The organism is Prochlorococcus marinus str. MIT 0918, assembly GCF_027359415.1.
Classification (GTDB): domain Bacteria; phylum Cyanobacteriota; class Cyanobacteriia; order PCC-6307; family Cyanobiaceae; genus Prochlorococcus_E; species Prochlorococcus_E marinus_C.
Genome location: NZ_CP114780.1, coordinates 816,834 through 841,299, shown reverse-complemented (window position 1 = coordinate 841,299; position 24,466 = coordinate 816,834). Strand labels below are relative to the sequence as shown.

27 protein-coding genes are annotated in these 24,466 nt (G+C 31.5%); 19 read left to right on the top strand and 8 right to left on the bottom strand.

Translation table 11 applies throughout. The annotated features are described in order from the left end of the window. The first annotated feature begins 3 nt into the window (after positions 1 to 3). The 4 genes from O5636_RS04560 (at position 4) to O5636_RS04545 (ending at position 4,082) form a co-directional block, all read left to right on the top strand. Complete coding sequence (locus tag O5636_RS04560; protein WP_269623428.1) at positions 4 to 525, top strand: AbrB family transcriptional regulator; 522 nt, start codon at positions 4 to 6, stop codon at positions 523 to 525. Positions 526 to 805: 280 nt separating this feature from the next. Continuing rightward, a complete protein-coding gene (locus O5636_RS04555; protein ID WP_269623427.1) occupies positions 806 to 2,038 on the top strand; it encodes an inverse autotransporter beta domain-containing protein in 1,233 nt (410 codons plus the stop codon). A gap of 50 nt (positions 2,039 to 2,088) precedes the next feature. Continuing rightward, complete coding sequence (locus tag O5636_RS04550; protein ID WP_269623426.1) at positions 2,089 to 2,937, top strand: hypothetical protein; 849 nt, start codon at positions 2,089 to 2,091, stop codon at positions 2,935 to 2,937. A gap of 218 nt (positions 2,938 to 3,155) precedes the next feature. Next, positions 3,156 to 4,082 (top strand): glycosyltransferase family 2 protein, encoded by a 927-nt coding sequence (locus O5636_RS04545; protein WP_269623425.1) that lies wholly within the window; start codon positions 3,156 to 3,158, stop codon positions 4,080 to 4,082. Between the two features lie 100 nt (positions 4,083 to 4,182). On the opposite strand, the gene O5636_RS04540 is transcribed toward O5636_RS04545, so the two are convergent. Next, positions 4,183 to 4,806, bottom strand: a complete 624-nt coding sequence (locus O5636_RS04540; protein WP_269623424.1) for a formyltransferase family protein — start codon at positions 4,804 to 4,806, stop codon at positions 4,183 to 4,185. A gap of 731 nt (positions 4,807 to 5,537) precedes the next feature. Between O5636_RS04540 and O5636_RS04535 the strand changes: the two genes are divergently transcribed. The 7 genes from O5636_RS04535 to O5636_RS04505 are packed head-to-tail and all read left to right on the top strand — an operon-like array spanning position 5,538 to position 12,575. Continuing rightward, a complete protein-coding gene (locus O5636_RS04535) occupies positions 5,538 to 6,284 on the top strand; it encodes a hypothetical protein (RefSeq protein WP_269623423.1) in 747 nt (248 codons plus the stop codon). A gap of 47 nt (positions 6,285 to 6,331) precedes the next feature. Further along, positions 6,332 to 7,036: a hypothetical protein gene (locus tag O5636_RS04530; protein WP_269623422.1), complete on the top strand. Its 705-nt coding sequence runs from the start codon at positions 6,332 to 6,334 to the stop codon at positions 7,034 to 7,036. Further along, entirely contained in the window at positions 7,033 to 8,238 is a 1,206-nt protein-coding gene (locus O5636_RS04525) for an ATP-grasp domain-containing protein (protein WP_269623421.1), read from the top strand. The genes O5636_RS04530 and O5636_RS04525 overlap by 4 nt, the downstream gene beginning before the upstream one ends. Before the next feature lie 3 nt (positions 8,239 to 8,241). Beyond that, complete coding sequence (locus O5636_RS04520) at positions 8,242 to 8,682, top strand: RidA family protein (RefSeq protein WP_269623420.1); 441 nt, start codon at positions 8,242 to 8,244, stop codon at positions 8,680 to 8,682. A 5-nt stretch (positions 8,683 to 8,687) separates the two neighbouring features. Beyond that, complete coding sequence (locus tag O5636_RS04515; protein WP_269623419.1) at positions 8,688 to 10,766, top strand: hypothetical protein; 2,079 nt, start codon at positions 8,688 to 8,690, stop codon at positions 10,764 to 10,766. Between the two features lies 1 nt (position 10,767). Further along, positions 10,768 to 11,619, top strand: coding sequence for a hypothetical protein (locus O5636_RS04510; protein WP_269623418.1), 852 nt, complete (start codon positions 10,768 to 10,770; stop codon positions 11,617 to 11,619). A gap of 32 nt (positions 11,620 to 11,651) precedes the next feature. Then, positions 11,652 to 12,575 (top strand): hypothetical protein, encoded by a 924-nt coding sequence (locus O5636_RS04505; RefSeq protein ID WP_269623417.1) that lies wholly within the window; start codon positions 11,652 to 11,654, stop codon positions 12,573 to 12,575. A gap of 125 nt (positions 12,576 to 12,700) precedes the next feature. Here the strand turns inward: O5636_RS04505 and O5636_RS04500 are convergent, their stop codons facing one another. Continuing rightward, positions 12,701 to 13,198, bottom strand: coding sequence for a DUF1543 domain-containing protein (locus tag O5636_RS04500; RefSeq protein WP_269623416.1), 498 nt, complete (start codon positions 13,196 to 13,198; stop codon positions 12,701 to 12,703). A gap of 1,251 nt (positions 13,199 to 14,449) precedes the next feature. Between O5636_RS04500 and O5636_RS04495 the strand changes: the two genes are divergently transcribed. Further along, on the top strand, positions 14,450 to 14,662 hold the full coding sequence (locus O5636_RS04495; protein ID WP_269623415.1) for a hypothetical protein: 213 nt from the start codon (positions 14,450 to 14,452) through the stop codon (positions 14,660 to 14,662). 122 nt (positions 14,663 to 14,784) lie between these two features. Here the strand turns inward: O5636_RS04495 and O5636_RS04490 are convergent, their stop codons facing one another. Next, positions 14,785 to 14,955 carry a hypothetical protein gene (locus tag O5636_RS04490; protein WP_269623414.1) on the bottom strand — a complete coding sequence of 57 codons (171 nt, stop codon included), beginning with the start codon at positions 14,953 to 14,955 and terminating at the stop codon, positions 14,785 to 14,787. Between the two features lie 446 nt (positions 14,956 to 15,401). Here O5636_RS04490 and O5636_RS04485 point away from each other — a divergent pair, with 446 nt between their 5' ends. The 4 genes from O5636_RS04485 to O5636_RS04470 all read left to right on the top strand — a co-directional run bounded on the left by O5636_RS04485 (position 15,402) and on the right by O5636_RS04470 (position 17,046). Then, positions 15,402 to 15,581, top strand: a complete 180-nt coding sequence (locus O5636_RS04485) for a hypothetical protein (protein ID WP_269623413.1) — start codon at positions 15,402 to 15,404, stop codon at positions 15,579 to 15,581. A gap of 172 nt (positions 15,582 to 15,753) precedes the next feature. Continuing rightward, positions 15,754 to 15,912: a hypothetical protein gene (locus tag O5636_RS04480; RefSeq protein ID WP_269623412.1), complete on the top strand. Its 159-nt coding sequence runs from the start codon at positions 15,754 to 15,756 to the stop codon at positions 15,910 to 15,912. Positions 15,913 to 16,195: 283 nt separating this feature from the next. Then, on the top strand, positions 16,196 to 16,627 hold the full coding sequence (locus O5636_RS04475; protein WP_269623411.1) for a hypothetical protein: 432 nt from the start codon (positions 16,196 to 16,198) through the stop codon (positions 16,625 to 16,627). Between the two features lie 278 nt (positions 16,628 to 16,905). Further along, positions 16,906 to 17,046 carry a hypothetical protein gene (locus O5636_RS04470; RefSeq protein WP_269623410.1) on the top strand — a complete coding sequence of 47 codons (141 nt, stop codon included), beginning with the start codon at positions 16,906 to 16,908 and terminating at the stop codon, positions 17,044 to 17,046. Between the two features lie 701 nt (positions 17,047 to 17,747). Here the strand turns inward: O5636_RS04470 and O5636_RS04465 are convergent. Both O5636_RS04465 and O5636_RS04460 read right to left on the bottom strand, forming a co-directional pair. Further along, positions 17,748 to 18,116 (bottom strand): hypothetical protein, encoded by a 369-nt coding sequence (locus tag O5636_RS04465; RefSeq protein WP_269623409.1) that lies wholly within the window; start codon positions 18,114 to 18,116, stop codon positions 17,748 to 17,750. Between the two features lie 155 nt (positions 18,117 to 18,271). Continuing rightward, positions 18,272 to 18,889: a DUF938 domain-containing protein gene (locus O5636_RS04460; protein WP_269623408.1), complete on the bottom strand. Its 618-nt coding sequence runs from the start codon at positions 18,887 to 18,889 to the stop codon at positions 18,272 to 18,274. Between the two features lie 137 nt (positions 18,890 to 19,026). On the opposite strand from O5636_RS04460, the gene O5636_RS04455 reads away from it, so the two are divergent. Then, the gene (locus O5636_RS04455) at positions 19,027 to 19,377 is read left to right on the top strand and encodes a hypothetical protein (protein WP_269623407.1); all 351 of its coding nucleotides are present in this window, start codon (positions 19,027 to 19,029) and stop codon (positions 19,375 to 19,377) included. A 1,386-nt stretch (positions 19,378 to 20,763) separates the two neighbouring features. Here the strand turns inward: O5636_RS04455 and O5636_RS04450 are convergent. Continuing rightward, positions 20,764 to 20,889: a hypothetical protein gene (locus O5636_RS04450; protein ID WP_269623406.1), complete on the bottom strand. Its 126-nt coding sequence runs from the start codon at positions 20,887 to 20,889 to the stop codon at positions 20,764 to 20,766. 862 nt (positions 20,890 to 21,751) lie between these two features. Between O5636_RS04450 and O5636_RS04445 the strand changes: the two genes are divergently transcribed. Further along, complete coding sequence (locus O5636_RS04445; protein WP_269623405.1) at positions 21,752 to 22,108, top strand: AbrB family transcriptional regulator; 357 nt, start codon at positions 21,752 to 21,754, stop codon at positions 22,106 to 22,108. 881 nt (positions 22,109 to 22,989) lie between these two features. On the opposite strand, the gene O5636_RS04440 is transcribed toward O5636_RS04445, so the two are convergent. Continuing rightward, entirely contained in the window at positions 22,990 to 23,400 is a 411-nt protein-coding gene (locus O5636_RS04440; protein ID WP_269623404.1) for a pyrimidine dimer DNA glycosylase/endonuclease V, read from the bottom strand. A gap of 303 nt (positions 23,401 to 23,703) precedes the next feature. Between O5636_RS04440 and O5636_RS04435 the strand changes: the two genes are divergently transcribed. Further along, positions 23,704 to 23,892 carry a hypothetical protein gene (locus O5636_RS04435; RefSeq protein WP_269623403.1) on the top strand — a complete coding sequence of 63 codons (189 nt, stop codon included), beginning with the start codon at positions 23,704 to 23,706 and terminating at the stop codon, positions 23,890 to 23,892. 3 nt (positions 23,893 to 23,895) lie between these two features. On the opposite strand, the gene O5636_RS04430 is transcribed toward O5636_RS04435, so the two are convergent. Beyond that, entirely contained in the window at positions 23,896 to 24,171 is a 276-nt protein-coding gene (locus O5636_RS04430; protein ID WP_269623402.1) for a hypothetical protein, read from the bottom strand. Between the last annotated feature and the right edge of the window lie 295 nt (positions 24,172 to 24,466).

The window sequence follows — 24,466 nt, the reverse complement described above, 5'->3', positions numbered from 1 at the left end:
GAAATGACTTCTTTGGTAACTTTGTTCTTATACATGCTTGGAGGAGCAGCCTTAGGGTGCATCATGCTCTTGACTGGAATTCCTGCGGCTCCACTTCTAGGATCAATATTAGGTGCTGGATTGCTAAGTATAAGTGGTCAGCTAGAAGTAGCTGCTTGGCCTCTCGGAACAAAGACAATACTGGGGATAGCGATAGGAACAGTTATTGGTACTGGTATTAATAGAGAGACATTAGGAGAATTACAATTACTTTGGAAACCTGCATTGATTATTACGTTTACCCTTTTGATAGCTGGGATTCTAGTTGGATTATTGATTAGCAAGTTACTTGGGGTAGATCAGACTGTGGCCTTGTTAGGAGCAGCCCCTGGTGGAACTATAGGTATGAGCCTAGTTGGAGCAGAGTTTGGGGTTGGGGCCGCTGTTGCTGCTTTGCATGCAGTGAGATTGATCACAGTTCTTTTTTTGATACCTGCAATAGTCAATTTTCTTGCCCCAGCAGGTTCTATTGATGTTACGAAATAATTTCTTTCTATGGTATCGATAGCATGTACTAATTTGTTAATTAATTTATTATAATTTTGTTCTTTGAAAATATTTGAAGCATCTTGAGTATTAGCTTCAGTGTAGGTCTTGAGTTTAGGGCATTAACCTTCTCTAGTAAGTCTAGAGGGACTAGGCCTTTTACGTAATTGCGATCAATAAATCTTGGCTTTTAAAGCTTTCCAGGTTGAAATCTGTCTATTTAGGTAGTGATTATTTTTTTGAAGTGATTAATATATGCTCTGATTTAATAAATGAATAATTGAACTTTTCAAATCTAAAAAAGAAAACCTTTGCGTCTGTATTTTTAGCAGCTTTCTGCATCCCATTGGCCCAGGCAGAACAATTAGGTACTCAACAACTTTCTTCTATTATTCTTGAAGACAAAAGTATAGAGAATGAGATCTATATTCAACGACCAAAAGGAGTAATGCATCCCACAGATTGTAATCTTTTTGTTAATCCAAGATCAGTTGCGTGTTTGGGGCCAGATGATTATTCCTATCAACCACAAGATAGGTTAGATCGCCTTGTTATTAAAACAGCAGAATATGCTGGTCGCTTTGTGCCTCTTTTAAATAGTAATGCTGAAGGCAGTGCTTATACCAACATCGTAATTGATGATGGTAGACAACTTATTTCAGATGCTGGATATAAATTAGTTAACAACTTTAGCAATGATCAGATTCAAAAGATTCCTTTCTTTGCACAAACAACTGTTACTGTTAGCGGAACAAGTGATTCGCTAACAAATTTTTCTGTAGACAGCTTGATGAAGCTTAAAGAGATGGCAGTTGATTCTGAAGGTGATCTTAAAACATTATTGTTTTCACAGGCTAAGTTATCTCGGGCTTCTTCAAGTGATAGTTCAACAACCAATTTGGGGTTAGGTATTCGTCATCGTCCTAATGATTTGTCAATGTTTGGTGGTAATGCATTTTGGGATTATCGCATGACAAATTATAGTGATGCACATAGCCGACTTGGTTTAGGTGGAGAATATTTCAATCAAGGTTGGGAACTCAGAAATAACTGGTATATGTCGATCACCGACAAAAAGACTGTAACTGTAGATGGTAGTGAATTTACAGAGAAGGTTGTCCCTGGGTGGGATGTGGAAGCCGGTTATAGATTCCCAAATCGTCCAGATATGGCTGTCTTTGTAAAAGGTTTCAGTTGGGATTACACACACACACAAGACAATAGTGGGGTAGAAGGCTCGTTTAATTGGCAGGCAACACCACATGTGAACTTAGAATTCTGGGCTTCTAATGAACTTTTCGCTGGGAAAACAGTTGTTAATTCAAAGTTGCCAAATACTGATGAAAGATATGTTGGTTTGAGATTTAAATGGACTGCGCGTCCAGTTAAATTCGAAAAGCAGAATATCAAGCAAAATTTGTTAACCCAAATGACTCAACCTGTTAGACGTAAATATGATGTTTTACTTGAGCGATCAGCTGGTGGATTTGCAAATAGAGCTAAGGGCTCATAGACATTAAAACTCTGTCTCATTATTCAATTTAAAAACAACTTACAAAAACAATGAACTCTTTTCAAAAGAAACTTTTAAAAGCATCATCTGGCCTAGGGTTTTGCCTAGCAACATCTTTAGTTTTTTCTGGAACAGAAGCTAAGGCAAACTCATGCGAAAGCTTATTTGGTAGCAATCCATCCAGCATTAATAATTCTTGTTATATAACTCCAGAAACATATAGAATTACTGTTTATGAAATGGGTTTATGTACATCAGACCCTCTTGCTGGTACTTCTATTAACTCTAGTGATGATGTAGTTACTGATAATACAATTGATGAGTCAACATGTACGGCTACCTTTCAGTCTTCAACAGGGAGTCAAGTAAATCTTGGAGGAGGAGCTACCGCCACGCTGAGTGGGACAAACTTTAGGCCAGCATCAGGCACTTATCCACATGCTTACATCAAAATAAAAAATACTTTTGGATTAAAAGGTTCTTATCAATTAGCAGGTACTAATTATTATTCAATGGCTAGTGGAGCAAAAACTCAAAATTCTAGTCTCAATGCTGAATGGGATGAAGATCTTATGGATTTTAACAATGGCGCTACTTGTGGAAGCAACCCAGAGCTAGCAGGTGCAGAGGTATTTACAACAGGTATCACTGGAACGATGAAAGCAGTAGTTGCTCAAGTTAGTAGTGGTACTTATGTAGGAGATAGTTCCTGTGGTAGTTCAACAAGATTATTTGGCAGTTTTGCTCCTACAACACCAGTAACTATTAAGGATACCACTCAAGGCTTGGAAGTAACATTTAGTATTACTAATAGAGGGATGACAATTATTCCTGATGGCTCCGGAGGCATGCAAGGTTTTGCAGGTGGACCTTTTAGTCCTTCTTTTGAGACCTATTAGTAAATTTGTTATTTAGTTTGTTTGCAAATCAGACTTAAGCTAAGTAAATGAGATATTGATATTTCTAAAGGAAATTTAATACCTTTAATTAATAATAATATTACTATCAAAGAAATTAATTTTGTGCTCTCAAAGACATGTTTGAATAGGCATAATAGAATTATTTATGTAATCTTGATGATGTTACTCAAACCTTTTGCCTTGAACATCATAATAAAATGACTACCCTCTCAATTGTAAGTACTCTATATAATTCCCAAAAATATATAGAAGACTTTTATCAAAGGTCTTTATTAGTTTCTGAAGATGTCTTTCATGATATTGAGTTTATTTTAGTTAATGATGGCTCTCCTGATAAATCTATAAATGTAGCAACATCTTTATCTGAAAAAGATTTTAGAGTTAATGTAATTAATTTATCAAGAAATTTTGGTCACCATAAAGCAATGATGACAGGGTTGAAATATGCTCAAGGTGATCTTATATGGTTAATTGATATTGATCTAGAAGAACAGCCAGAATGGCTCACAGAATTCCGTGAAGTTTTGAATAATGAAAATGTTGATTGTGTTTATGGGGTTCAATCCAGTCGAAAAGGAAATGCTTTTGAAAAAATTACTGGCAGTCTCTTTTACAGCTTAATTAATATGCTTATTGGAATGGAGTTTCCTCGTAATATTGTTACAGCAAGACTTATGACTAGTAGGTATAAAGAATCTTTATGCAAATTTACGGAATCTCATCCTGTATTGAACTACCTAACTTTATTGACAGGATATGATCAAAAAGCAATAGAAGTTGAGAAACTAAGTACATCACCTACCTCGTATACCCTTAGTAAAAAAATTCATGCCTTTGTGGATAGCATCACGAGTTCAACCTCTGCCCCCTTAGTAGGAATGTTCTATTTAGGTATTATTATATTTATACTTTCACTTTTCTTATCAATAGCATTAGCTATTAATATATTAGTATTATTGAACCCTGTGCCAGGATGGGCTTCTATTATAATTTCTATTTGGCTTTCTACTGGATTACTAATATCATCATTAGGATTAATAGGCATATATGTAAGCAGAATATTTATTGAAACCAAACGAAGACCTTATTCTATTGTGAAAGAAATATATGGGAAAAGTAAGTAGTTACTATCAAATTAAAGAAATATCGCATTTAGATTGTAATATTTAATTAAGTTACTTCAGTAAAGTTTTTATACAAATAAAGATTATATGCAGTCTAATACTAATTATTTGAATCTTCTACAACATTCATTCTAAAGTAAATTCGATAGTTTTTATATTTAAAATATCCTGGGTATAAGTTTTCATCAAAAGCTCTTGAGGCTAGATATGCGTCTAAAAGAGATGTCTCATTAGATAATTCAGAGTCTTGAGGTGTTCTTTGTGCTGTATATGTTGTGGCTTTTGATTCATCTTGATGAATTTCGATCTCTAGTTTTAATGGGTCTTGGATAATATCTTTCAACATATTTATTTCCAATCTATAAGATTTTTCCAGTAGATCTGAAACATTATCTGTAAAACTCACATCATACTCTTGTTGCATTATTATAGGTCCGTTATCGCATCCAGATTTAATATGATGAATAGTGGTTCCGCTTTTATAATCATTATTAATTAAAATATATTCAAGATACCTTCCTCGATTCCTAGGTAAAAGTGAAGGGTGGCAATTTAATGCATATTTAAATCTTGAATAAAGGCTTTCATTTATTAGAAGAGGATATCCAGATGAATATAAGCATGAACCTTTGGAGTAACTATGAAATAATTGAGATTTTTGCAAAGACTTAGCTGTAAATATTGGAATCAAATGTTTGATTGCAAGGTTAAATATCTTTGTCATATTTCTTGTGTACTTAATATTACTTGGGACCACTAAACCGTAAATCTTTATGCTCTTAGATAGAAAAAAATCTATCAAGTCTGAGCGATCATAACCAGTAAAAAGGAAAATACTATTCAATTAACTCACTATTAACTATTTAATCCACCATAAATATAACCATTTCATGAAAATAATTGCAAGCATTATTAAGTTTTTATGCGAGTTAAGATTAAAACACCTATTAAGATAAATGAGAAGCCAATATAAAAGTTCCCTTCTAGTTTTATCTTGTCAAGATAAAAAGAAATGATACTTCCAAAAAGAAGTAGGGTTGAAAGGTATATAGGCCAGGCAACTGAAAAAGGTATATTTGATTTTGAACCTATTTGCCAAAGTATAATTCCTATTATATTTAAAATTATACCTAAAATGGTATACCAGAACTCTCCTGGATGTAAGCTTGCTTTGTTAATTAAAGAAAGTAATAAATCAACTATACTTCCTTTTCTAATTAAATAACTTCCCAGAGATACAAAAAAAGATGTTAATAAAATAAGTATCACAATAATAGTAAAATGTCTATTGGGTTCTTTTATTTTACTAAATTCCTGAGAATAAGTAAAACTTGTTTAAAATATTATGAAAAACATTTTTCAAGTCCTTCATTAATTAATTCAGAGTTAATAAAATATTGATTTTGATTAAATTAACATTTAGTGCTAGCATTGAACTGATTTAGATATGATTTCATGCAATATTTAGCAAAAAATATATTGCAGTTCGATGCTTGGGAGGATATATTTTTAAATCTAGAGACTGTAGCGAATAGTCTGCAGGATGGTAAATGTATTATTCTCAAATCAGCTTTTACCAAAGAATATTGTAAGAGAGTTAGGAGTTATTTGAATAATATATCTTCTAATACATTTCCCAATTATTATCCAATAAGTAATAATAGCCCTAATCATTTCAGGATTAATTTAGAAGATGATAGGGCTAGTGTGAAAGGCTTTTTCTATCAATTTAATTTCTTCCCTCATAATCAGGATCTTTTAAATACTTTTAATGTCTATAGAATGGTATTTGAGGCTAAAGATAAGATATCTGCATTAATCTCAAATAATGACTATCTATATAATAGTCTTAAAAAGCCACCGCATAATTACATTTCTAGAGTAGGTTATCAATTTTACCCAATTAATAAAGGTTATTTAAGTGATCATAGCGATATAGTAGGGAGCAACCAATATGTCGTACCCACTATATTAATGTCAAAAAAAGGTCATGATTTTATTTCAGGTGGATTTTTCTATATAATGAATGATGGAACCTATATTTATCCAGAAGATTATACTGATATAGGAGATATGATTTTTTTTAACCCAAGACTTAATCATGGAGTGGAATTAGTAAGGTCTAATTTGATTTGTGACCAAGAACTTATAGATACACATGGTAGGTGGATGGGGTTTGCTACAACTTCATCAATTACATAAAGCGTCTATAATTATTATTAAGTTATAGAATAAAGAACTGATTAAGTATGGATGAGTTACCACTTAAGGATATAAAACTAGTAAAAGCAAGATATCTAAAGAACCTAAGCTCTTTTGGTCATGATCAGAAGTCCCTAGGCTGGGGAGAGAAAGGAAGGCAATTAGAGAGGTTTAAAATTTTAATTGAGATTTTAAATATTTCAAAAAGGCATTTATTCTCAATTAATGATATTGGAGCTGGATTCGGCGACCTTTATAATTTCCTTATTGAACAAGGTTATAATATTAAGTCATACCAGGGCTATGAATTAGTCAAAGAACTTTGTGAGCAAGGTAATTTAGCTTATGGGTCTAGAAAAAACTTCAAGTTATTTGAGGGAGATTTCCTAGAAAAATATACTAATGAAAAGATTAATACTCAAGATTACTCCTTAATGTCTGGAATATTTAATTTTAAAATTAAAAATGGTAGTAATTATGAATATATAGAATCTGTCTTGAAGGCATCTTTCAATACATCTTCAATTGGAATAGCAGCTAATTTTATTACAAATAGGGTTGATTATTTAGATGAAATAATCTTCAATGCTGACCCCGCTCGCATTATAGATATTGCCTACAATATTTCTCGCAGATTTGTTATTGACCATAGCTATTTCCCATTTGAATTCAGCTTAGCTATACTTAAAGATCAATCTTTTGATGAAAATTACCCTGTTTTCAATGATAAAAGGATCCAATATTTAAAATGAATATAGTTCTTATAGCAGGAGGCTCTAATCAGCTCCCATTAGCTCAATACATCTATGATTCAGGATATAATCTTATCCTTGTAGATCCATATGAAGATTCACCCTGCGCCTTCTTAGCTAGTAAACATATAGTTAAGGATATAAGACACTCTCTTGACATTGTAGATGAAATTATTCAGGAGGAATTACAAATTGATGGTGTTGTTTCAGATCAGTCGGATGCAGCTTTAGAAACTGTTTCAATAGTCTGTAGAGAATTCTCATTAGTGCACATGAGTTTGGATACCATAAAAAATGGCATTAATAAAATGTCTCAGAATAAAATTTTGAAAACTAATAATGTTTGTGTCCCTGCCACTATACAAGGTTCAATTGGTGAAGAGATTAGACTTATTAATGAAGCTTCTAATAAATTGGACGATAAAATCAATATTATTATTAAGCCAGCTGATGCTCAAGGTTCCAAAGGAGTTTCTCTTGTTACCGATAGGTCCTCATTAAATAAATCCATTAGTTCTGCTTTTAGTTACTCGAGAAGTGGAATGATTTTAATTCAGGATTTTATTGATGGCGTAGAATATAGTGTCGACGGAGTGGTGTTAGATAATAAATTATATCCATTAGTTATTGCAAGAAAGTTTCATTACTCTTCTAATCCATGTATAGATGAGAGAAACACTTTCCTTGATGATATTTCAATAGACATAAAGTCAGATTTAATTAATTCTGCTTCTAATTCAGCAAACGCACTAAATTATAACTTTACCTTAATACATGCAGAATTGATAATAGAAAGTTCCACTGGCTTACCGTATTTAATTGAGATTTCCCCGAGAGGTGGGGGAGGCTCTATCTCTAGTAAAATTATTCCATATATTACAAATTATTCAACTTCAGAATTTCTATTAAATAGGGCATTGAATTATGATTTAAAAAAACCAAATCTTGATATATTAGATAAACAAAATAAGTATGTTATTATGCGATTTTTACCTGATAGAAATATTAAATATAGTAAGATCTCTATTGGGAAACCAAATAGTTCAGAATTAATCCATTTAGAGTTACCAAACGGCGAGGGTTCTTCTCAGTTAGTAAGAAATAGCTCAGATAGGTTAGGATATTTTGTAATTGGTAGCGATTCAAAAAAGAAGTTGTTAGAAGATGAGGCTTATCTATTAGAGTCAATTAAATACAATTAAACCATGATGATAGACCATTCAATTATAAAGCAATTGCCATCCCCATTGCCTTTTTGTCATAGCCATGCTTCTGGGACAAATGGGATTTATGTCACTTCAGGTATTGTATCTCTTAAAGACAATACTACAGGATTAAATGTAGGCGTATACAGCAACAGTAAAAATAGCGAATATACCCATTCTGTAAAAGAACAATTTAAAAGTATTGTTTATCAATTAGAATTAATAGGATCTAATATAGGAATAGATAAAGATAATATCAGAAACCATATTATTGAATCTAGAATATTTATAGTAGACTTAAAAAAATATTTTACTGATTTTAATGATGAGTACAAATCCTGGATGAATGGTTTGACTAGTTTCCCTGCAAGAACAACTATTGGAGTTTATTCTTTACCTTCTAACGTAGTGATAGAAGCTTGCTTTGTAATTGCCCAATAAAAAACATGGCATCTAGTCAATCAACATACTCTCACAAAAATACATTACCTTATGCTTATTCTATTAATAATAGAGTAGCTATAGCTAAAGATAATCAAAATAGATATGATAAGTTAACCAATATATGTTTATTAACCTATGATATAGCTACATTATGTGGAATTAAATGTAATTACTTTTCGCCTGAAAATGATTATGAAAGGTTAACCATTCCTCTAGATAAATTATCTTCAGCAATAGGTTCAAAAGTCTTTTCTCTAAAAGGATGGGATTATTTTCAGAGTTGTGTAAAAGGGTTTAATTCACTTGGTTTAATAGCAGAACAAGTAATTACTACATTGCAAAAATATCAAGAATCTCAAGAAGAATATTATAAAGATAAAGAAATATTCTTATCTTCAAGGTATTTATTAACTGAAGTGGAAAGTTGTTATCCTGATATTCAAAAATACTATCATAAATTAAAAGCTAAACCATCAAATTCCCAAGCAATCTTACCATTGGCTATATGGAAAACGCTACATAAAAGACCAATTATATGCTCCACATCATCGAATATGGGCATATCTTTGCATGAATGTATAAGAGCCTTTCAAAGCAAGCCAATAATTATTAATGATAAGGAATATGTCATGCTTAATCCAGACGAAGGTTCATTAAGGATTTGGTGCCCAGATGAAAAGGCTGATTTTATGAATAATGAAAAGTCTAATATGTTGCACAGTCTTCAAGAGGAACACCCAAAATCTACAACACTTAAGACATATATTAATAGACAACAAAGAGACCCTGGTGCTTTAAGTGAAGCTTTATCTAGTGGAGGTTATTTCTTTCCAACTAATCCCCAATCTGAAGAGGAAATTCAGAATTTATTATTTGTTGGGTTAAAAGAATTAGCAGAGAAACAAAAATGTAATATTGACCAATTGCTCTTTGATGATAATGTCACAAAATTACTTGATTCACTTTGTGCTTATGTTAAAGAAAGCCAGGTGATTGTAACTAGAGGTGTAGAAGGAGGCATAGGAGGATTAATGCTTCCATATTTTATAATGATAGAAGAACATTTAAGGTTCTTTAAGGGTAAATATAAGACTTCCACATGGAATCAAGCATCTATTGGAGCAGCTTTAGCAGCTACTGTCATAGCAGATCAAGTTTTACAAAATAATAGTCTCCTTAAAAAAGGAACCTTAGAAGAATTTAATAAGCGGTTTAAATTTATTTCAGATAACTGGAATAAAGTAAAAAAAATTACTGTTAGTTCACATATTCATGGCTTATTTGACTTGGCTAATATTCAATCATTAGCTCAATTGCTTGGGGTAGTTGTTCTTAGACACACCTCTGGAAGGGGTACAGCTTTTGTAGGCCTTGGTTCATCATCTTATTCGAATGGCAATCTTTGTTTTGATATTTTAAATGACTCTGCAAAAAATTCTGGATCTTTTAAAGGAGGTTCAAGTTTTCATCCTGCAACACATACCCTTAATTATTTTTCACAAGCTATTATCTACGGTGAAGGAATTTACCTTGAAAAGCTAAATAATAACAATAGTATTAAATTTATAAAACCAGAACCTGCAGGAGCTGCAGCATTGGCTGGCTACCTTCTTTATTTACTGGATCATAGTCTTCTAAGCATTTATGAAATTGCATTTTTGTTAAAGATATATGGCTATACAACTTCATGCTTCCTTTCTTTTACTAACTTTAGTCCATCTCAAGAAGGAAAGGATTCATTTATTCAGCTTGCTTTTGAGGAGGGACCATTTATGGGGAATTTAGCAGCTAATATTTTAAATTTATTACAATATGAAACTGAAGAACTTAGAAAATATTATTTAGAGGAAAGTAGGATTTCTAAGAAAAATAGATCAAAGTTAAAAAAATCTAGCTTTATGTTGTTAGAAAATTACATTTACTATATATATATGACTGGCGATAATACTGAGCAACCTTCAAATAAATTAAGAGAACAGATTATCTTAAATCAATCTTTAAATGCCTTAGAAGATATTCCAAGGTATTCTTATATGAATAAACAATCAGTATTTAATAAAATATTAGGTTATTTTACATAATATGGAGAATTTTTCTAATGGAGCGCCTATTTTTGATTCGCTTACGCATCCTTCATTTTCTGGAAATTGGATCGGGAAGACGATGTTTTCAGATTCAAAATTTAGTACTTTAATAGCTTCTATGGCAGATAATAATATAGAGGCTGCTGTTGCATGTAATTATACTTTAAATGAAAACATTCCAATCAAAGACTTTGTACATAATTGTATTATTAACTCTAATAAGTTAAAATTATACCCATGCCTAATAATTGATCAATCCGTTATAAATAATCCTGATATATTTATTGAAAATATAATTACTATTATTCCAATTGAATTCCCAATTATAATTAAGATAAATGCATCTTATACGTCATTTGCTGATTATAAAAATATCATTAAATGTATACATTCTATATATAAAATTATAGGGAAAAAATTAATCCTTTATATATGTACTTATCCATTCCAATGTTCTCCAACAATGCGTCGAGAGAATGTATTTAAATTAATTGATGAATTAATTATTTCAAATCCCGATTATAAAATTATTCTTCTTCATGGAGGTACTGTTGATATTTTGAGATATTCGCAATATGCACAGCACTTCAATAATATTTATCTTGACCTATCTTTTACTTTATGCAGATATATAGATTCTTCTTTACTTTATGACTTTGTCTATTTATTTAGTCAATTGGATAAAAAGTTAGTTATTGGATCTGATCACCCAGAATATGACTATTTATACCTTCGAAAGGTACTATCAATTATTGAAATGAGGCTTTTGAGAACTATGAAAAATGATTTAGTAATTCAAAAAATGTCGAATGTTATGATAAGTAATATGGAAAATATAATTAGATTTTGATTTTTTCTTGATATCAAGCATTCAATATTTTTATGCCTAATTTAGAATCCTATTTACTTATAAAACCAAATACAGGAAATCATTGGTGCAGATCATCTGTTGGTCCTAGTTTTTTCAGAGTTGTTAATGAACATACAATAGAAGCTTTTATTACTGGTAGAGATGCTGATGGAATTTCACAAATAGGAAAAGCTATAATACAACAAAAATCTAATGGACACTTACAACTTTTATCTTTAGATAAAGATCCAATTTTTACTGTAGGAGAGACTGGTTGTTTTGATGAAAGTGGTGTCTCCTACCCATGGATAGTCCAAAATAATGGTAAAGAGTATTTATATTATGTTGGATGGGTTAATGGTGGGAAGAATAGGTTCCAAAATTTCTTAGGCTTAGCAATCAAAAAATTAGATCATCATCATAATTCAGAATATCTAAGAATCAATAAAGTGCCTATCCTTGATAGGACAAATGAAGAACCCTATGGAACAGGCTCTTGTTGCGTTTTTCAAGAGGGTAACCAATGGAAAATGATATATACATCTTTTTTGCCATGGAAAGGAGAAAGCTTCATAACTGACTCCCACCCTCATTCTCAACCTAGCTATAATTTAAAAATTGCTACATCTGACGATCTTATTAATTGGAAAAGAGATGGGACTACAGTCCTTAAGTATCAACATGGAGAACATATACATGGTAAGCCTGTATTAGAATTTAGTAAAAATGATTACTGTTTATGGTTTTCATGTAGAGGAAATGCATATCAAATTGGTAGAGCAGTTGGGAAATCTTTAAATAGGCTCACAAGATTAGATAATTTGACCTTTAAATCTGATTTTTGGATAAGTGAAACCCAAGAGTATGCATTCCCTTTGAAATTAGGTGATTATAAATATTTATTTTTTAATGGTAATGGTTATGGTCGTACAGGATTGGGGTATGCATTTATATGAATTATTGTGGTCATATTTTTAGTTTAGAAATTATAAAACTACTATTACAATGAGATATATAGATTAAAAATATATTTTTTATTGGCTACTATTATATCAACTAAACAAATGGTTAGAGAATCTATTTAACTAATAACCCAATATCCAACCCAATCGGGCTTCATACCTTCATCTCTGCAATATGGATCTGGCTTTAGCAGAATTGAATAGCCTTTTAATTTAATGATTTTTGCTTTATCATCTTGATGAATTTGATTAATTAGTTCAGTCCATTTAGTAAATGCTTTCTGCTTTGCTTTTTGAGCTGATGGAGCTACAACAAGTTCAATGTGGTGCTTTTCAAGCATTTCACCTGCTTGATAGCCGCCCAGATTTACGAACCAAAGTTTATTGGATTGGCTTGCATAAGGTATATTTTCTTGTACTAATGTGACCTGATAGCCATCAACAAACCTAATCAATTTATAACTATCAATATGCAAGCCTTTAGAGTTGCCCATCCATTCCGATTTCAGTTGCGGAACAGTTGATTCAATTGTCTCACCTATGACCCAACGAACATCATGCATCTCAACGTGTCCTCCAGGAATCTTCCCGCCTAGTAGTACAAGATAAAGATTCATTATTTAGTGAAAGGTAAAATAAAGATATCACTGATTACCATTGGGATGAGTCCAATTTTAAAAATATCGAAACCTTTTTATGACATACAAGATACAATATCTATATAATGTTGATATTTTGTCAACTATGCCTACTGGCCCTACATTCTTTTTTTAAGAATAGTCATCAAAAACTTTGTAAAATATGATTTTGGGAGTTGGTTGGTTTACCTCATAATTAGATTTGTATCTTGTTAGCAGCAGTAGCTTTTTAAGAAAGTAGTTTTTATATCACAAATATGTGAAGAAAAAGTTTTTTAAAATCAATCGCAGCTAGTAATTGATTAGGTGGTTGCCTTTAATGAAGTATCTCAACGTTGCTAAATCCTGGATTAAGCTTGTCTTTAGACTTGCTCTATATAGTGGAATGCTTTTCAATTACAGATTGCCAGGGCAGGTGGACTTAAAATATCCAAAAAAGTTTAAGGCGTAATAGGTAGATCTTTTAACGGATTGACAGCTTCTTTTATCGCAAAGCCCATTTGTATTAATAGACCTCATTGCAAGATCTAAAGCTACTCAGGAACTTTATTTTGCATAGGATTTGATGGGTAAATATGTTATTTGTATTTCTAGCCTTCGAATTTTGCCTTGTAGAGCATTATTCTAAAACCCTCTCATATAAATTCTTGCATTTGACTAATTTCTTGGATACGAGACTTTAAGAATCAGTGGTTACACTCAGGAATAAATACTAATTTCTTCTTTTTATTTAAGGGCTATAAATGGTGTAGTGATGATTTCGATATGACTTCTACACATGTCACTAATTACCTGAGTTGCAAATTGCCCAGGAAGCCAGAAGCAGTAGCATTTCTGCTTTCTGTGATTTGGAAAAAAACAAAGAAAGAACGCCCAAAATGGATTCTTAATGAGCTTAGACTTTATTAAGCTAGCAATGGCTTCAATTAAGAGAATAGTAGCGTCTTGTTTTATAGATTTAGCACTCAATTAGACATTTTTTATATTCGATGAATTTTATATTTGTTTCAGAGTTTGAAAATATTGAAGTTTTTTAAACGACTCAGAACAATTCAGAACAAGTTTAGAATCTCTCAATCATGCTCAATCCATTGATATGATTAAGATTTTTGGAATTTTGGCTTGTTGAGAGTAAAGTTTTTCTGGACTCTACCCCTTGCCTAATTAGTTCCCTCAGCGTACCTTTGTAGCAGCATATACATTTAAAAGTTGCCAAAAAAGCAATCAAAATTGATCGAAGTGCCTTGGGATTCAATTAAAGACACTCGAAAGTCATGGCTTTTAAAGAATGGTACAGAACAAGTTAGATTTAGCAGGTGTCCTATGGACAATAGTTCTTTTACTATTCAGAAAGATAAAGAACGCATTCTTACTATTCAGTCTTTTCAAGCTAGAGCTACCTATAGAAAACTGATAGAAAATGGTTATAAGCTAGGCAGATAAGTTCTTTAGAGAATTAATACGGACTAATTAATTGACTTCAAAAACTAAGTTTTTACCCCACCTATTTACAATTTAATCTGGGACTTGAAAGTCGAAGATAACAAAAATATATTTACTCTATTTTAATCAGCATATCCATCGTCATCTTGAGAATGAACTCTTAGAGGGGTATTTCCTGCTTGTTCGTACCAGGGGTGAACGTAAGCTTCTTTATCAGAGTAAACTTCACTCTTTAATTCATTTAGTAAGAGCTCAAAATCCTGAATAATTCTTTTAAGATTTCGTTTTTCCATTTTGAATTGATTATGTAAAAACAGTTTAAACCTCCTAGGATTATCCTACGCTACTTTTATAGATAAAATCAGTAATCTAATTCCTGATTAATTTTCGCTTTCTTAGTAGGATAATTCCTGACAATCCTAATCCTTCTTTAACTGATTTTCTTATTTGCTTGATTCCAAATAAAAGCTAGTAAGAACACCATCCCTATAAGGGGCAATAAAGATTGTAAGAAGCTAATAAAAAAAAAGACCCCAAGGCTACCAATGCTAAAAATAGCCCATCTGGGTAAACGCTTAAAACCCTCCTTAGCTTTATGGCTAGTGGGAGGAATTACTTCAGGGTCAATTGCCATTTGAGTTGCAAAAGGCTTTTACATCTTAATAGTAGTTACAAAATTAGCAATCCCTATTGATTTATAATTAACGCTTGATTAAATAAGAAAAATTAAATTTACTTTATGTCAAACTTTAGAGAAAGACTAAATGCTCATCTTCCAATTCTATTGCAATTGATCAGTACCCTATCGCTAGTTGTAATTGCATTGTCAGCAATATGCGGCTCTCAATCTTTAAAGGAGTTATCTGAATACCATGAAGCTATTCAAACAGAAGAATTATTGGGTAATCATAACCACTAAATATGCTTGAATTCAATCTTTTCATAAATTAAAGTTGAATAAATATAGATCGACTTGTTATGTTTTTCTATCTCAACACTGTTGCTTAAAAGATTAGCAAAGTAAATACTTGTAAAGGCGTACTTGAAAGATTTTATATAAAAGTTACTGTTGTATAATTGCTTTATTATTAATGCCTGTCACAGACTTTGATGCAATTATTGATGATTATTTTTTAAATGGTGCTGCAAGATTTATTGCAAGGAAATATGAAGGTAGAACTAATGATAGAGCAGTCAAAATAATTGACGAAATCAATAAAAAAGGTGATACGGAAATTAAGGCTGCTTAAATTACTTTCATTTCTTATGTACGTAGTCAGTTAAAAATTTTTTGATTTATAATTTACCTGAGGCTCAGCCTCTCATTTATAAATATATTAAGATGTCTTTACCATTACAGATAGCTTAATATTGATAAACTTATTAATCATGTCTTAACTAATCTTCTATTCAATAATCCCTTTTAAATTTAATAAGTAGATCCAAAAAATTGCTTTTTAATGGTAAAATTTACTTTTAGGCTGAAGATTAAAATACAATTTAGTTTGTATTCTGTCTTTCAGTCATCGATAAATGACAACAGAACTAGAATTTAGTGAGGTTTTCAAACTCCTCCATGCAATTAAGGAAGGAGATGAAAGTAAGAAAGGATCTCTCGATAAAATTTTGAGTGATTTCAAAACTACCGAAACAGCAGAAAGCTTCTTACATGAATTAGGTCAGACCTTTTTGTGTGTCGGAGTTGAGGAAATATTCAAGTATACAAACTCGGATGATTTTAAATTTATTGGCCAGTTATCTAAAGAAGAGTGGGATGTTTTCTCAAAAGAAAAAAATGGTGATCTTCCAGTTCACTTAGCAAATACGATGATAAATTATTTCAAGGATAATAAAATGGGTGAAAGCCTTATATTAAAGTGGGATAAATCTAAAGGTGAGATAGAGAAGCATGTAATGCCTATGGCAAGATATATCACTGAGGGACTTATTGATGTATTAGAGTAATAAAAAGGCTTTGAAGATAAATCTTTAATTATTTCCAAAGCTTATTAATTATTTATTTAGTCTTTTTAAGCCTCTTAATATTTAAATCAGTTCAGAAGTCCCAGTTTAAATCACTAGTATCTTAAATTATGGTATTATTTGATTTTGTGTGAATAAATATTTATTTCATAGATTAATTGTCCAAGTTAACTTATTAATTTAGTTGTATTCTTAATATTTGATGGACTTGTCATTGCAGCCCTGCTAATTGTAAAAGTAATATCTAATACATTTTTCTCATGATTAATAGCAACATCACAGAGATCCTCTTAGCTGCAATTCTCCTTGCATCAACTTATGATAAAGATCAGCCTGTGATTAAGTGGGGTGGTTTAGTGGTTGCTGTTGGCGCAGTTGTATCAGCCCTATTTGGTGGTTAGAGATTTAATCCTTAAATTTACTTACTGATTTTTTCTATTCAATTATTAACCATTTAGAGAGAAGACACTCTTGCTTTATGAGGTGTCTATCTTTAAGTGGTTTTTAATTGTCAGCTTGAAGTTTCTCTATAAGGGAGACTCTCATTAGCTTTACAACCACTTCAATAAATTAGTATGTGGTATATAAGTTAAGGTCACCAGAAATCTTATTGAATAGCAGTTTTACTGAAAATCTTTTTGAGGACCTAATTTAAATATTGTTTTAGTGAGAGCCATTTCTTACTTATATGAAGTTAGTGAACTAAAAGACTTATTTTTTGAGCGTACAATTAATACTGATGCGGTTTGCAAATTTGAATTATCATTCTAATAATTAGTGTGGAGGAGAGGTTGATTAATGACTATGGCTTGGAGTCTTTTTGACGGCAGTCGAATAAATTAGACCTTGGATATGAATAATCTGAATGCGATTAGATCTTTAATTTCTATAATATATCTTTAGGTGTAGAACAAGTCTATATATGATAGTCATTCCAAAATTATCGGCTAATTTTCTTAGCCTATCATTCTCTAGTCTCATTGATCATGAAAAAACTTTTTAATAAATAGTATTCGATAGTTATAAGAATTGTTAGAGGGACAATTTGTTTTATCAGAGTCTAATCAGGTATCTTTTGTAAATGATAATTTTATTAGCTATTTTAAGGCTTGGCTGCGTTCGAGATTTTGTCAAAGATTTCTTTGCCTGAATTCTTCATCGTTTTAAGGGATGTGCCCATGGCATGATTGGACTTAGATATTTTCGGTAAAACACTAATTATTTGTCTCCCAGACTTTTGGAAAGCTTTTATGGATGAGTCCATAACAGTAGAGACTTTGTTTATTGATTCTCTAAGTTGTTGCCTTGAGTCTTTTAGTCCATCAAGAGATGAACCCATTGCATTACCTGATTTAGGTATTTGCATTTTATATATCTTTCCAAAGAAATTATCTCCCGAGTCCTTTAAAATCTTAAGAGATGACCCCATTGCACTCCTTTCAGAGGAGTTGCTATATGCATGTGTTTCCATTTTCAAAGAAACTTTTAAACCAAGAGTAATATATAGTTGGGAAATTGCCAGGTTTAGGCGTTTCGATTTTCATTGAACTTATTCATACTCAATATATTCTTCAAGAGATTTAGAAGTACTCTTAAGCGTTTAATTGTCGTTGAGTTTACAATAGATTATTCATGTTGAAAAGTTACTAACAAATTATTGGCAGGCATTTCAAAAACTTTATACTTCTTGAATCTATTTATTTCTCCTAGCTCACTAATCTCTTCTAAATCTCTAACTCCCCAACTTGGATTTTGTACTTGTAATGATTGATCAAACAGCTCATTACTTGAACTGGTGTGCTTGCCATTTCGTTTAAATGGTCCATAGAGAATTAGTAAACTATCGGAGCCTAAAACTTCTTTAGCTTCTTGAAATAATGCTATTGCACACTTTAAAGGAGCTATATGAATCATATTTATGCATACGATTGCTTTCAAGCTGTAGAGAGTCTTTTTATTTAATGGCCAAGGTGGTTTTGCTACGTCTAAATTGATCGGACCTGGCATTTTCGTGGACAAACCTTCGTGATTAATCCAGGCATTAATACTTTTTCTATATTCAGGGTTTGGATCACTTGTGTGCCAGGTAAGAGAGGAGAAACGTTTTTGAAATGTAACTCCATGCTGGCCACTGCCACTTGCTATTTCGAGTATAGATCCTTTTTTTGGGAGCAATTGTGCGAGGACATCTCCTATATAATCTTTATTTCTTTCAGTTGCTGGAAAGAATAATCTTTCGTCCATTTCAATTTTCTAGTTTTACTAATTGAAAGATTAATGCCTTTCTCATGCTTTAAGAAAGGGAAGCCTTTTTGGTATTCTGCAGTCGCAAACATTTTATAAAATGTTTGTCCCGTAATTCAATGGAACTTACAAATAACATGATTGATACTAAATCGATTGCTTGGCTTGGTGGGGGAGTACTTGTGTTTTTCTTATTTGTTTTTGTGTATGTGCTTCAGGTCAAAATTCAAAAGTGGAAAGAAGAGAGAATTTCACCATTGCCTTTAGAAGGTTTTTTATCAATTACTAGCTACATATCTGCTTTGACAGGCTTAACACTTATGTTTACTGGTGTTTTGGAAACATTTACTTTTTCCCCACTTAATTCATTTATTTCATCCTTGATACTTGCTTTTAGTTCAGGAATCCCAATGTGGGGAGTGGTCAAAGGTTTATTAAGGGAGATTGAGTCAGGCGAAATAAAAGAGATTGAACCTGGTAAATTTTAATTCAATGAGAATCTATTGAAAGATTATATCTATAACAGATTGATGAATACTTCGATTTTATTATGAGAGTATTTTCATTGTTGATCCATAGTCAATTCGCTAACTTCTTGATAATCAAAGCATTTTGAGTAGGCATTCTATTTCAAACATCTACTATGGATTTATGTAATCAAGTGATTTTTGTATATATAGGCAACATGCCACTCTTATAGAGATCATTTTTTAATAATAGATTTACAGAGACAATTATTTATTCAAAGTTTCAATATAGAAACGGTCACTCTTCTGAAGCAGATTACTAGTGAAAATCTTCGAAGTTAGATTCTTTCTTTCACCATTGATCACCAGAGTACATCAATAGCATGGGTTATTTGAAGCTACAACCTTAGGGAGGGGTAGAGTGTTTTTATAAGAACCAGAGTGAAACATTCTAGTTTTAGCCCTCTTCCTGTACTGCTCAAGATAATTTCGTCTTGACTATCCCTTTGAGTTCTTATTAAGGGCTTTAAGCTTTTTGGAACTAATTATGCGAGGTGAAAACTTATTCATCTTGATTAAAGGACTTTTCTACTTTTGTTCAAAAATAAGATTTGTTTTTTTAGTTATATGGTCTAATTATCTTAAATGGAAAAATAAACGATACTTGTGATCATCTCAGTCTTATTGAAACAGGTATTCTTTTCTTATTAGATATTGATGTATTATTCCAATATCCATCTTTGGTAATAGCTATGATGAAGTCAATTTCATCGCCATATAGTTTTGCATAAAAAGCCTGGATTATTTTTGGTGAAAAAATAGAAGAAAAATTGAGAGCCTTTATGGAATTGATAGCATTGGAATTTGTATTACCTGTTAAAAGTAAAAACTAGAATAATGATTGTTTTTAAGATTTCTCATTAGGAAATACCATATGCAGTATGTGGCGCCTGAGTAACGTTTGCATGGACCTTATCAAAATTGGGATATAAACGAAGGTTGTTTAAAAACCTAATGGACAGTGTGTTTTATTAAGTCAGTCAACACATTATGGTATTAGATAATCAAATGCTTTAGGGGCAAAATTGATATTTTTAATTAAGCAGTCTTAGAAGTAATATTGTTACGCACCTTCAGTTTGAGGTCATCTCTATTTTCCCAAAGGAAAATCAATGTGAAAGGGCAAAACAATATTCCCAAAATTGGAACAATTAAATATTCAACCATCATGAAGATTTTATTGCTACTACTATTAATAGCTTTTACAACATAGATTGGAAAGAGAAGATTTACTTATACCATTTAAAAAATTTAGAGAGGTATCGACTTTCCTTTAATTAAAGATTAAACGAGATTTCAGGATTTCAGGGCCTTAAGTTTGGTTTTCTTCTTGGTGTAATCAAAGTTTTATTTTCTACTTTTAGCAATTTGTACATAAATCATGAAACTCATTAGTACTATTAAATCGAAGCCTATATGCCAAGGACTTAAAAAAGCATTACTCATTTTTTCCCACCATAACATTTCTGCCATTATCCCCTTTTAATTAAAGTGACGTAATGCCATAATAAAAAATTAACAATCAATATGTCTTCAAAACATCTCTAGCGATCTAACCTTTATTAGAAATTGCATTACTAACTTCAAGACCCAAGTCTGAAATTAGTTAAAAAACGTTCATATAATGTAGATAAAATCAATTATCAATTCTCATAAACAAAACTATTTCTATGAGAATATGATGATTTCTCTAGATTAAGGCTTTTTCTATTTGAAGTTTCATTTTTCGAAAAGCTTGGAGATGACAATTGTGAATTGATTTATTTAAATAGCTCAAAAATTGACTTAGATTCCAATTCTAAATTTTTATCACTGGAGGTCTATATACTGTTATGCCAAGTGATCTTATAGAAAAGCATGGGGTTGTTTTTCTGTATATCAGTTTTAATGGAATGGTTTGAGAGGCGAGACCTTATATATTGTTAGCAATGTCAGGCGTTTGTACAACCTAGAAGAAGAATCCAACTTTAAGGGAGAATAAATGTGAAAGATTTTTTTGTGAAAAGGTGTCCTATTATTAGTGTCCAAAACATTTAAAGATAAGATGCTTTGGCAAGAAATTTAAAAGAATTTTCATGGGACAAGCTTGAATCATCTTCTAATCACTTTCAATAGAAGCTCTTAATAAGATAGTTAATCCTTGATATCAGCTAAAAAAGACAAGATTGATTGACTAGGAAAATATTGGTTTAGGTAAAGCAACAATAGGGATTTGAAAAAAGTTTTCGTAAGTTCTTGATCTTGGGGAAGGTATTGTTTTTAGATGTTAAGACTAATATACATATTGTCTCCTGCTTAATTATAAGTTAGTCTAGTAGTGTTTATAATTATTTTCATGCTTACGGGTAAGGATTTATTAGCCAAAGTAAAAGACTTGGGTGATGTCTCAAAGTCTGATCTTGTTAAGGCTTGTGGATATGTATCCACCAAGAAGGGAGGCGGTGAACGTCTTAACTTCACTGCTTTTTATGAAGCACTACTTGAAGCTAAAGGAGTAAATCTTGCTTCTGAAAGCGCAGGCGGTATTGGTAAAGGAGGAAGGAAGCTGAGTTATGTGGCAACTGTTCAAGGGAATGGAAACCTATTAATTGGTAAAGCCTACACAGCTCTTTTAGATCTTAAGCCTGGTGATAATTTTGAAATTAAAATGGGGCGAAAAGGATTCCGCTTAGTACCAGAAGGCGAAGGTTAAAAATTTATTCCTTCCATTTCGAATTTTATTTTGCCAGCAATCTTTTTAAGATTGCTGGCAATTTTTTTAGAAAAAAACTTTTAGTTAGCTATTCCTCATGAGTTAAACCTTTTTGGGAAAGGTTCTAGATCTTTTTCTCATTGAAATACTTCATCAATCTCATCAGGTTCTATTAGGAAAAAATACATCACTTTACATTCTCCAGCTTTTGTTATTTCAAGCAAAATTGATTTGGAGTAAGTCTAGAATCTGAATTTAATTGGTTGTTTGTCTTGCATGCATCAAAGCCAAATGTTTAGGGTTATATTTCTAGGAAATAGCTACTAGAAAAAAACGATTTTTTTAATAGAGTTGGAATAGTGTGTCTATTTTGTTTGAGAAAATTCTTTCTTGTTGTAACAGTTGATAAAGTGAAAAAAGAATTATGTTTTATTGGCCTCGATGACAATGCAAGTTTGGTTAACCACTATTTTGCTCGTATAATTACATTTTTCCTTCAATGAGTTAAGCAAAGTCTTTTTAAACCTTATTTAAAAAAACTAATTATCCATAATATTGCTGCGACTCCAACACTAATCATGTATAAGGAAGGAATTAAGTTTTTCAATAAATCTTTATTCATTGGAGTTGGATTTTAACTGCAAGAATTCTTGATTATATAGTACTATGGTGATTAGCATATGAATGTAGCTATTCTCCATTAGTGTGATCAAGATTTTATTAGCTAAGAAAATGTAGGACAATTAAAAATTTAGAAGAGATGTAAATCCAAATAATTTAGATTTAGAAAAGATATGAAGCCATGAATCTTTATTTGCTTAGGAAATCTCATATGATTGTTTCGTAGAAAAGGTTGTGAAATTTTTTCGACTAGAATAACCTTATTTTTTATTTGTCCATCTATACCAATCAGGCTTTAGATCAATTTTAGTTTTAATTCTCTCATTTATAAGCTTCAAATCATTATGCTCCGGTTCCCAGTCATTATATAATTCATCTGGCCATTGCTCTTTTTTAAACTTTCGATTTGGATTAGGATTCATTTCTCTTCTTTTCATTTCATGTGTAAGTTTGATATATCTTTTGTGAAGATACTTGCCTTTATTATAAAAAAATTTTATATGACCCTTATTTAAGGTGAATTTTTTCGGAAGAGTATTTTTTGTTTTGAGCCAATTCTTTGACTTTAGAGATCTTGCTAGTGCAGAACCCACCATGAAAATTTCTCTATACTCTGCAATTAAATGTTGATCAGAAAGCTCACTTGGATCAATTAAATTGATTCTTGTCATACTCACCTTGCCTTAAAAGGGAAGGGCTTTTTATTATTTTCTATTTATATAATAGCGTCTTAATCTTCCTCGAGTAATTTTGCGTTATTTGAAGCTATGAAATAAATGCCATTTATTTCCCCATAGTTTTAAGTTTGATTAAGTTAAATCTGAATATCTTATTACGAAAACTGTATTACTGGATCAAAGCTAGTTAATCTTGCCAAATGGCTGGGTGATGGGGATTAGTCAGCCTTTGTTCAATTGATTAAAGCTTTCATTTCTTAATTGATAGCTTTTTTACTTCTCATTAGATCAAATGCTATGAATCTAGGATCTCTTTTTCTTCAATCTGTTTCAACTGGAATAATCACCAGTGATGAGATGAATTGGATAACAGCTAATCAGCGGTATTTTTCAAGACTGGAAGAAGCAACTGCACTTAAGCTAGGTAGATTATTTGATAGAGGACTTATTCAACTTGGGTGTCGAATAGAACCATGTATTGAATAATTGTTATTCAATATTTTCTTGAGGAGTTTCATTGATTTCTTTAGATTCTTGATTGGCTTGAATTTCTTGAGCTGATTTCAATTCCAATTGCTTTTGTCTTTCTTCCCAGGCTTTTTTGGCTGCTTGTCTTTTCAGCTCTCTTTCTTGAACCTTTTGCTCCCAATCTTTTAGAGGCTCTTGATTTAGGTTCAGATCTAAGTCCTTAGAAAAAATTTGCATTAATTTTCTTTTGACAAAAACCTTGAAGATTGACCAGCTGCTTGATTTTGGATTACCCATTTGAATGAAACCTTGAGTATTTATGGTGATTGTTTGTCATCAATTAAATAATTTATGGAATATTAAAAGGTAGCGATTTATCTGATGATAGAAGTAAATTTTGTACTGGTTGTTCACCATAATACTAAAGGAAGAAGAATATGTAATTCAAGCCATCCTGCAGCAATTAAATTAAAGAGCCCCATTATTTAGTTTTTTCAGCAGCAGCTCTATACGCCTCTTTTTATGAATAGAAATACCTTTCACTTTAAGCTTAATAGGATTCATTGTGAACTTGTATCGGGATGAACAACAT

What these genes read in the sequence shown, in the direction of transcription:
- O5636_RS04560 (WP_269623428.1), top strand. Translation starts at nt 4, where the DNA reads ATGACTTCTTTGGTAACTTTGTTCTTATACATGCTTGGAGGAGCAGCC.
- O5636_RS04550 (WP_269623426.1), top strand. Translation starts at nt 2,089, where the DNA reads ATGAACTCTTTTCAAAAGAAACTTTTAAAAGCATCATCTGGCCTAGGG.
- O5636_RS04545 (WP_269623425.1), top strand. Translation starts at nt 3,156, where the DNA reads ATGACTACCCTCTCAATTGTAAGTACTCTATATAATTCCCAAAAATAT.
- O5636_RS04540 (WP_269623424.1), bottom strand. Translation starts at nt 4,806, where the DNA reads ATGACAAAGATATTTAACCTTGCAATCAAACATTTGATTCCAATATTT.
- O5636_RS04535 (WP_269623423.1), top strand. Translation starts at nt 5,538, where the DNA reads ATGCAATATTTAGCAAAAAATATATTGCAGTTCGATGCTTGGGAGGAT.
- O5636_RS04530 (WP_269623422.1), top strand. Translation starts at nt 6,332, where the DNA reads ATGGATGAGTTACCACTTAAGGATATAAAACTAGTAAAAGCAAGATAT.
- O5636_RS04525 (WP_269623421.1), top strand. Translation starts at nt 7,033, where the DNA reads ATGAATATAGTTCTTATAGCAGGAGGCTCTAATCAGCTCCCATTAGCT.
- O5636_RS04520 (WP_269623420.1), top strand. Translation starts at nt 8,242, where the DNA reads ATGATGATAGACCATTCAATTATAAAGCAATTGCCATCCCCATTGCCT.
- O5636_RS04515 (WP_269623419.1), top strand. Translation starts at nt 8,688, where the DNA reads ATGGCATCTAGTCAATCAACATACTCTCACAAAAATACATTACCTTAT.
- O5636_RS04510 (WP_269623418.1), top strand. Translation starts at nt 10,768, where the DNA reads ATGGAGAATTTTTCTAATGGAGCGCCTATTTTTGATTCGCTTACGCAT.
- O5636_RS04505 (WP_269623417.1), top strand. Translation starts at nt 11,652, where the DNA reads ATGCCTAATTTAGAATCCTATTTACTTATAAAACCAAATACAGGAAAT.
- O5636_RS04500 (WP_269623416.1), bottom strand. Translation starts at nt 13,198, where the DNA reads ATGAATCTTTATCTTGTACTACTAGGCGGGAAGATTCCTGGAGGACAC.
- O5636_RS04490 (WP_269623414.1), bottom strand. Translation starts at nt 14,955, where the DNA reads ATGGAAAAACGAAATCTTAAAAGAATTATTCAGGATTTTGAGCTCTTA.
- O5636_RS04485 (WP_269623413.1), top strand. Translation starts at nt 15,402, where the DNA reads ATGTCAAACTTTAGAGAAAGACTAAATGCTCATCTTCCAATTCTATTG.
- O5636_RS04480 (WP_269623412.1), top strand. Translation starts at nt 15,754, where the DNA reads ATGCCTGTCACAGACTTTGATGCAATTATTGATGATTATTTTTTAAAT.
- O5636_RS04475 (WP_269623411.1), top strand. Translation starts at nt 16,196, where the DNA reads ATGACAACAGAACTAGAATTTAGTGAGGTTTTCAAACTCCTCCATGCA.
- O5636_RS04470 (WP_269623410.1), top strand. Translation starts at nt 16,906, where the DNA reads ATGATTAATAGCAACATCACAGAGATCCTCTTAGCTGCAATTCTCCTT.
- O5636_RS04465 (WP_269623409.1), bottom strand. Translation starts at nt 18,116, where the DNA reads ATGGAAACACATGCATATAGCAACTCCTCTGAAAGGAGTGCAATGGGG.
- O5636_RS04460 (WP_269623408.1), bottom strand. Translation starts at nt 18,889, where the DNA reads ATGGACGAAAGATTATTCTTTCCAGCAACTGAAAGAAATAAAGATTAT.
- O5636_RS04455 (WP_269623407.1), top strand. Translation starts at nt 19,027, where the DNA reads ATGATTGATACTAAATCGATTGCTTGGCTTGGTGGGGGAGTACTTGTG.
- O5636_RS04450 (WP_269623406.1), bottom strand. Translation starts at nt 20,889, where the DNA reads ATGGCAGAAATGTTATGGTGGGAAAAAATGAGTAATGCTTTTTTAAGT.
- O5636_RS04445 (WP_269623405.1), top strand. Translation starts at nt 21,752, where the DNA reads ATGCTTACGGGTAAGGATTTATTAGCCAAAGTAAAAGACTTGGGTGAT.
- O5636_RS04440 (WP_269623404.1), bottom strand. Translation starts at nt 23,400, where the DNA reads ATGACAAGAATCAATTTAATTGATCCAAGTGAGCTTTCTGATCAACAT.
- O5636_RS04435 (WP_269623403.1), top strand. Translation starts at nt 23,704, where the DNA reads ATGAATCTAGGATCTCTTTTTCTTCAATCTGTTTCAACTGGAATAATC.
- O5636_RS04430 (WP_269623402.1), bottom strand. Translation starts at nt 24,171, where the DNA reads ATGGGTAATCCAAAATCAAGCAGCTGGTCAATCTTCAAGGTTTTTGTC.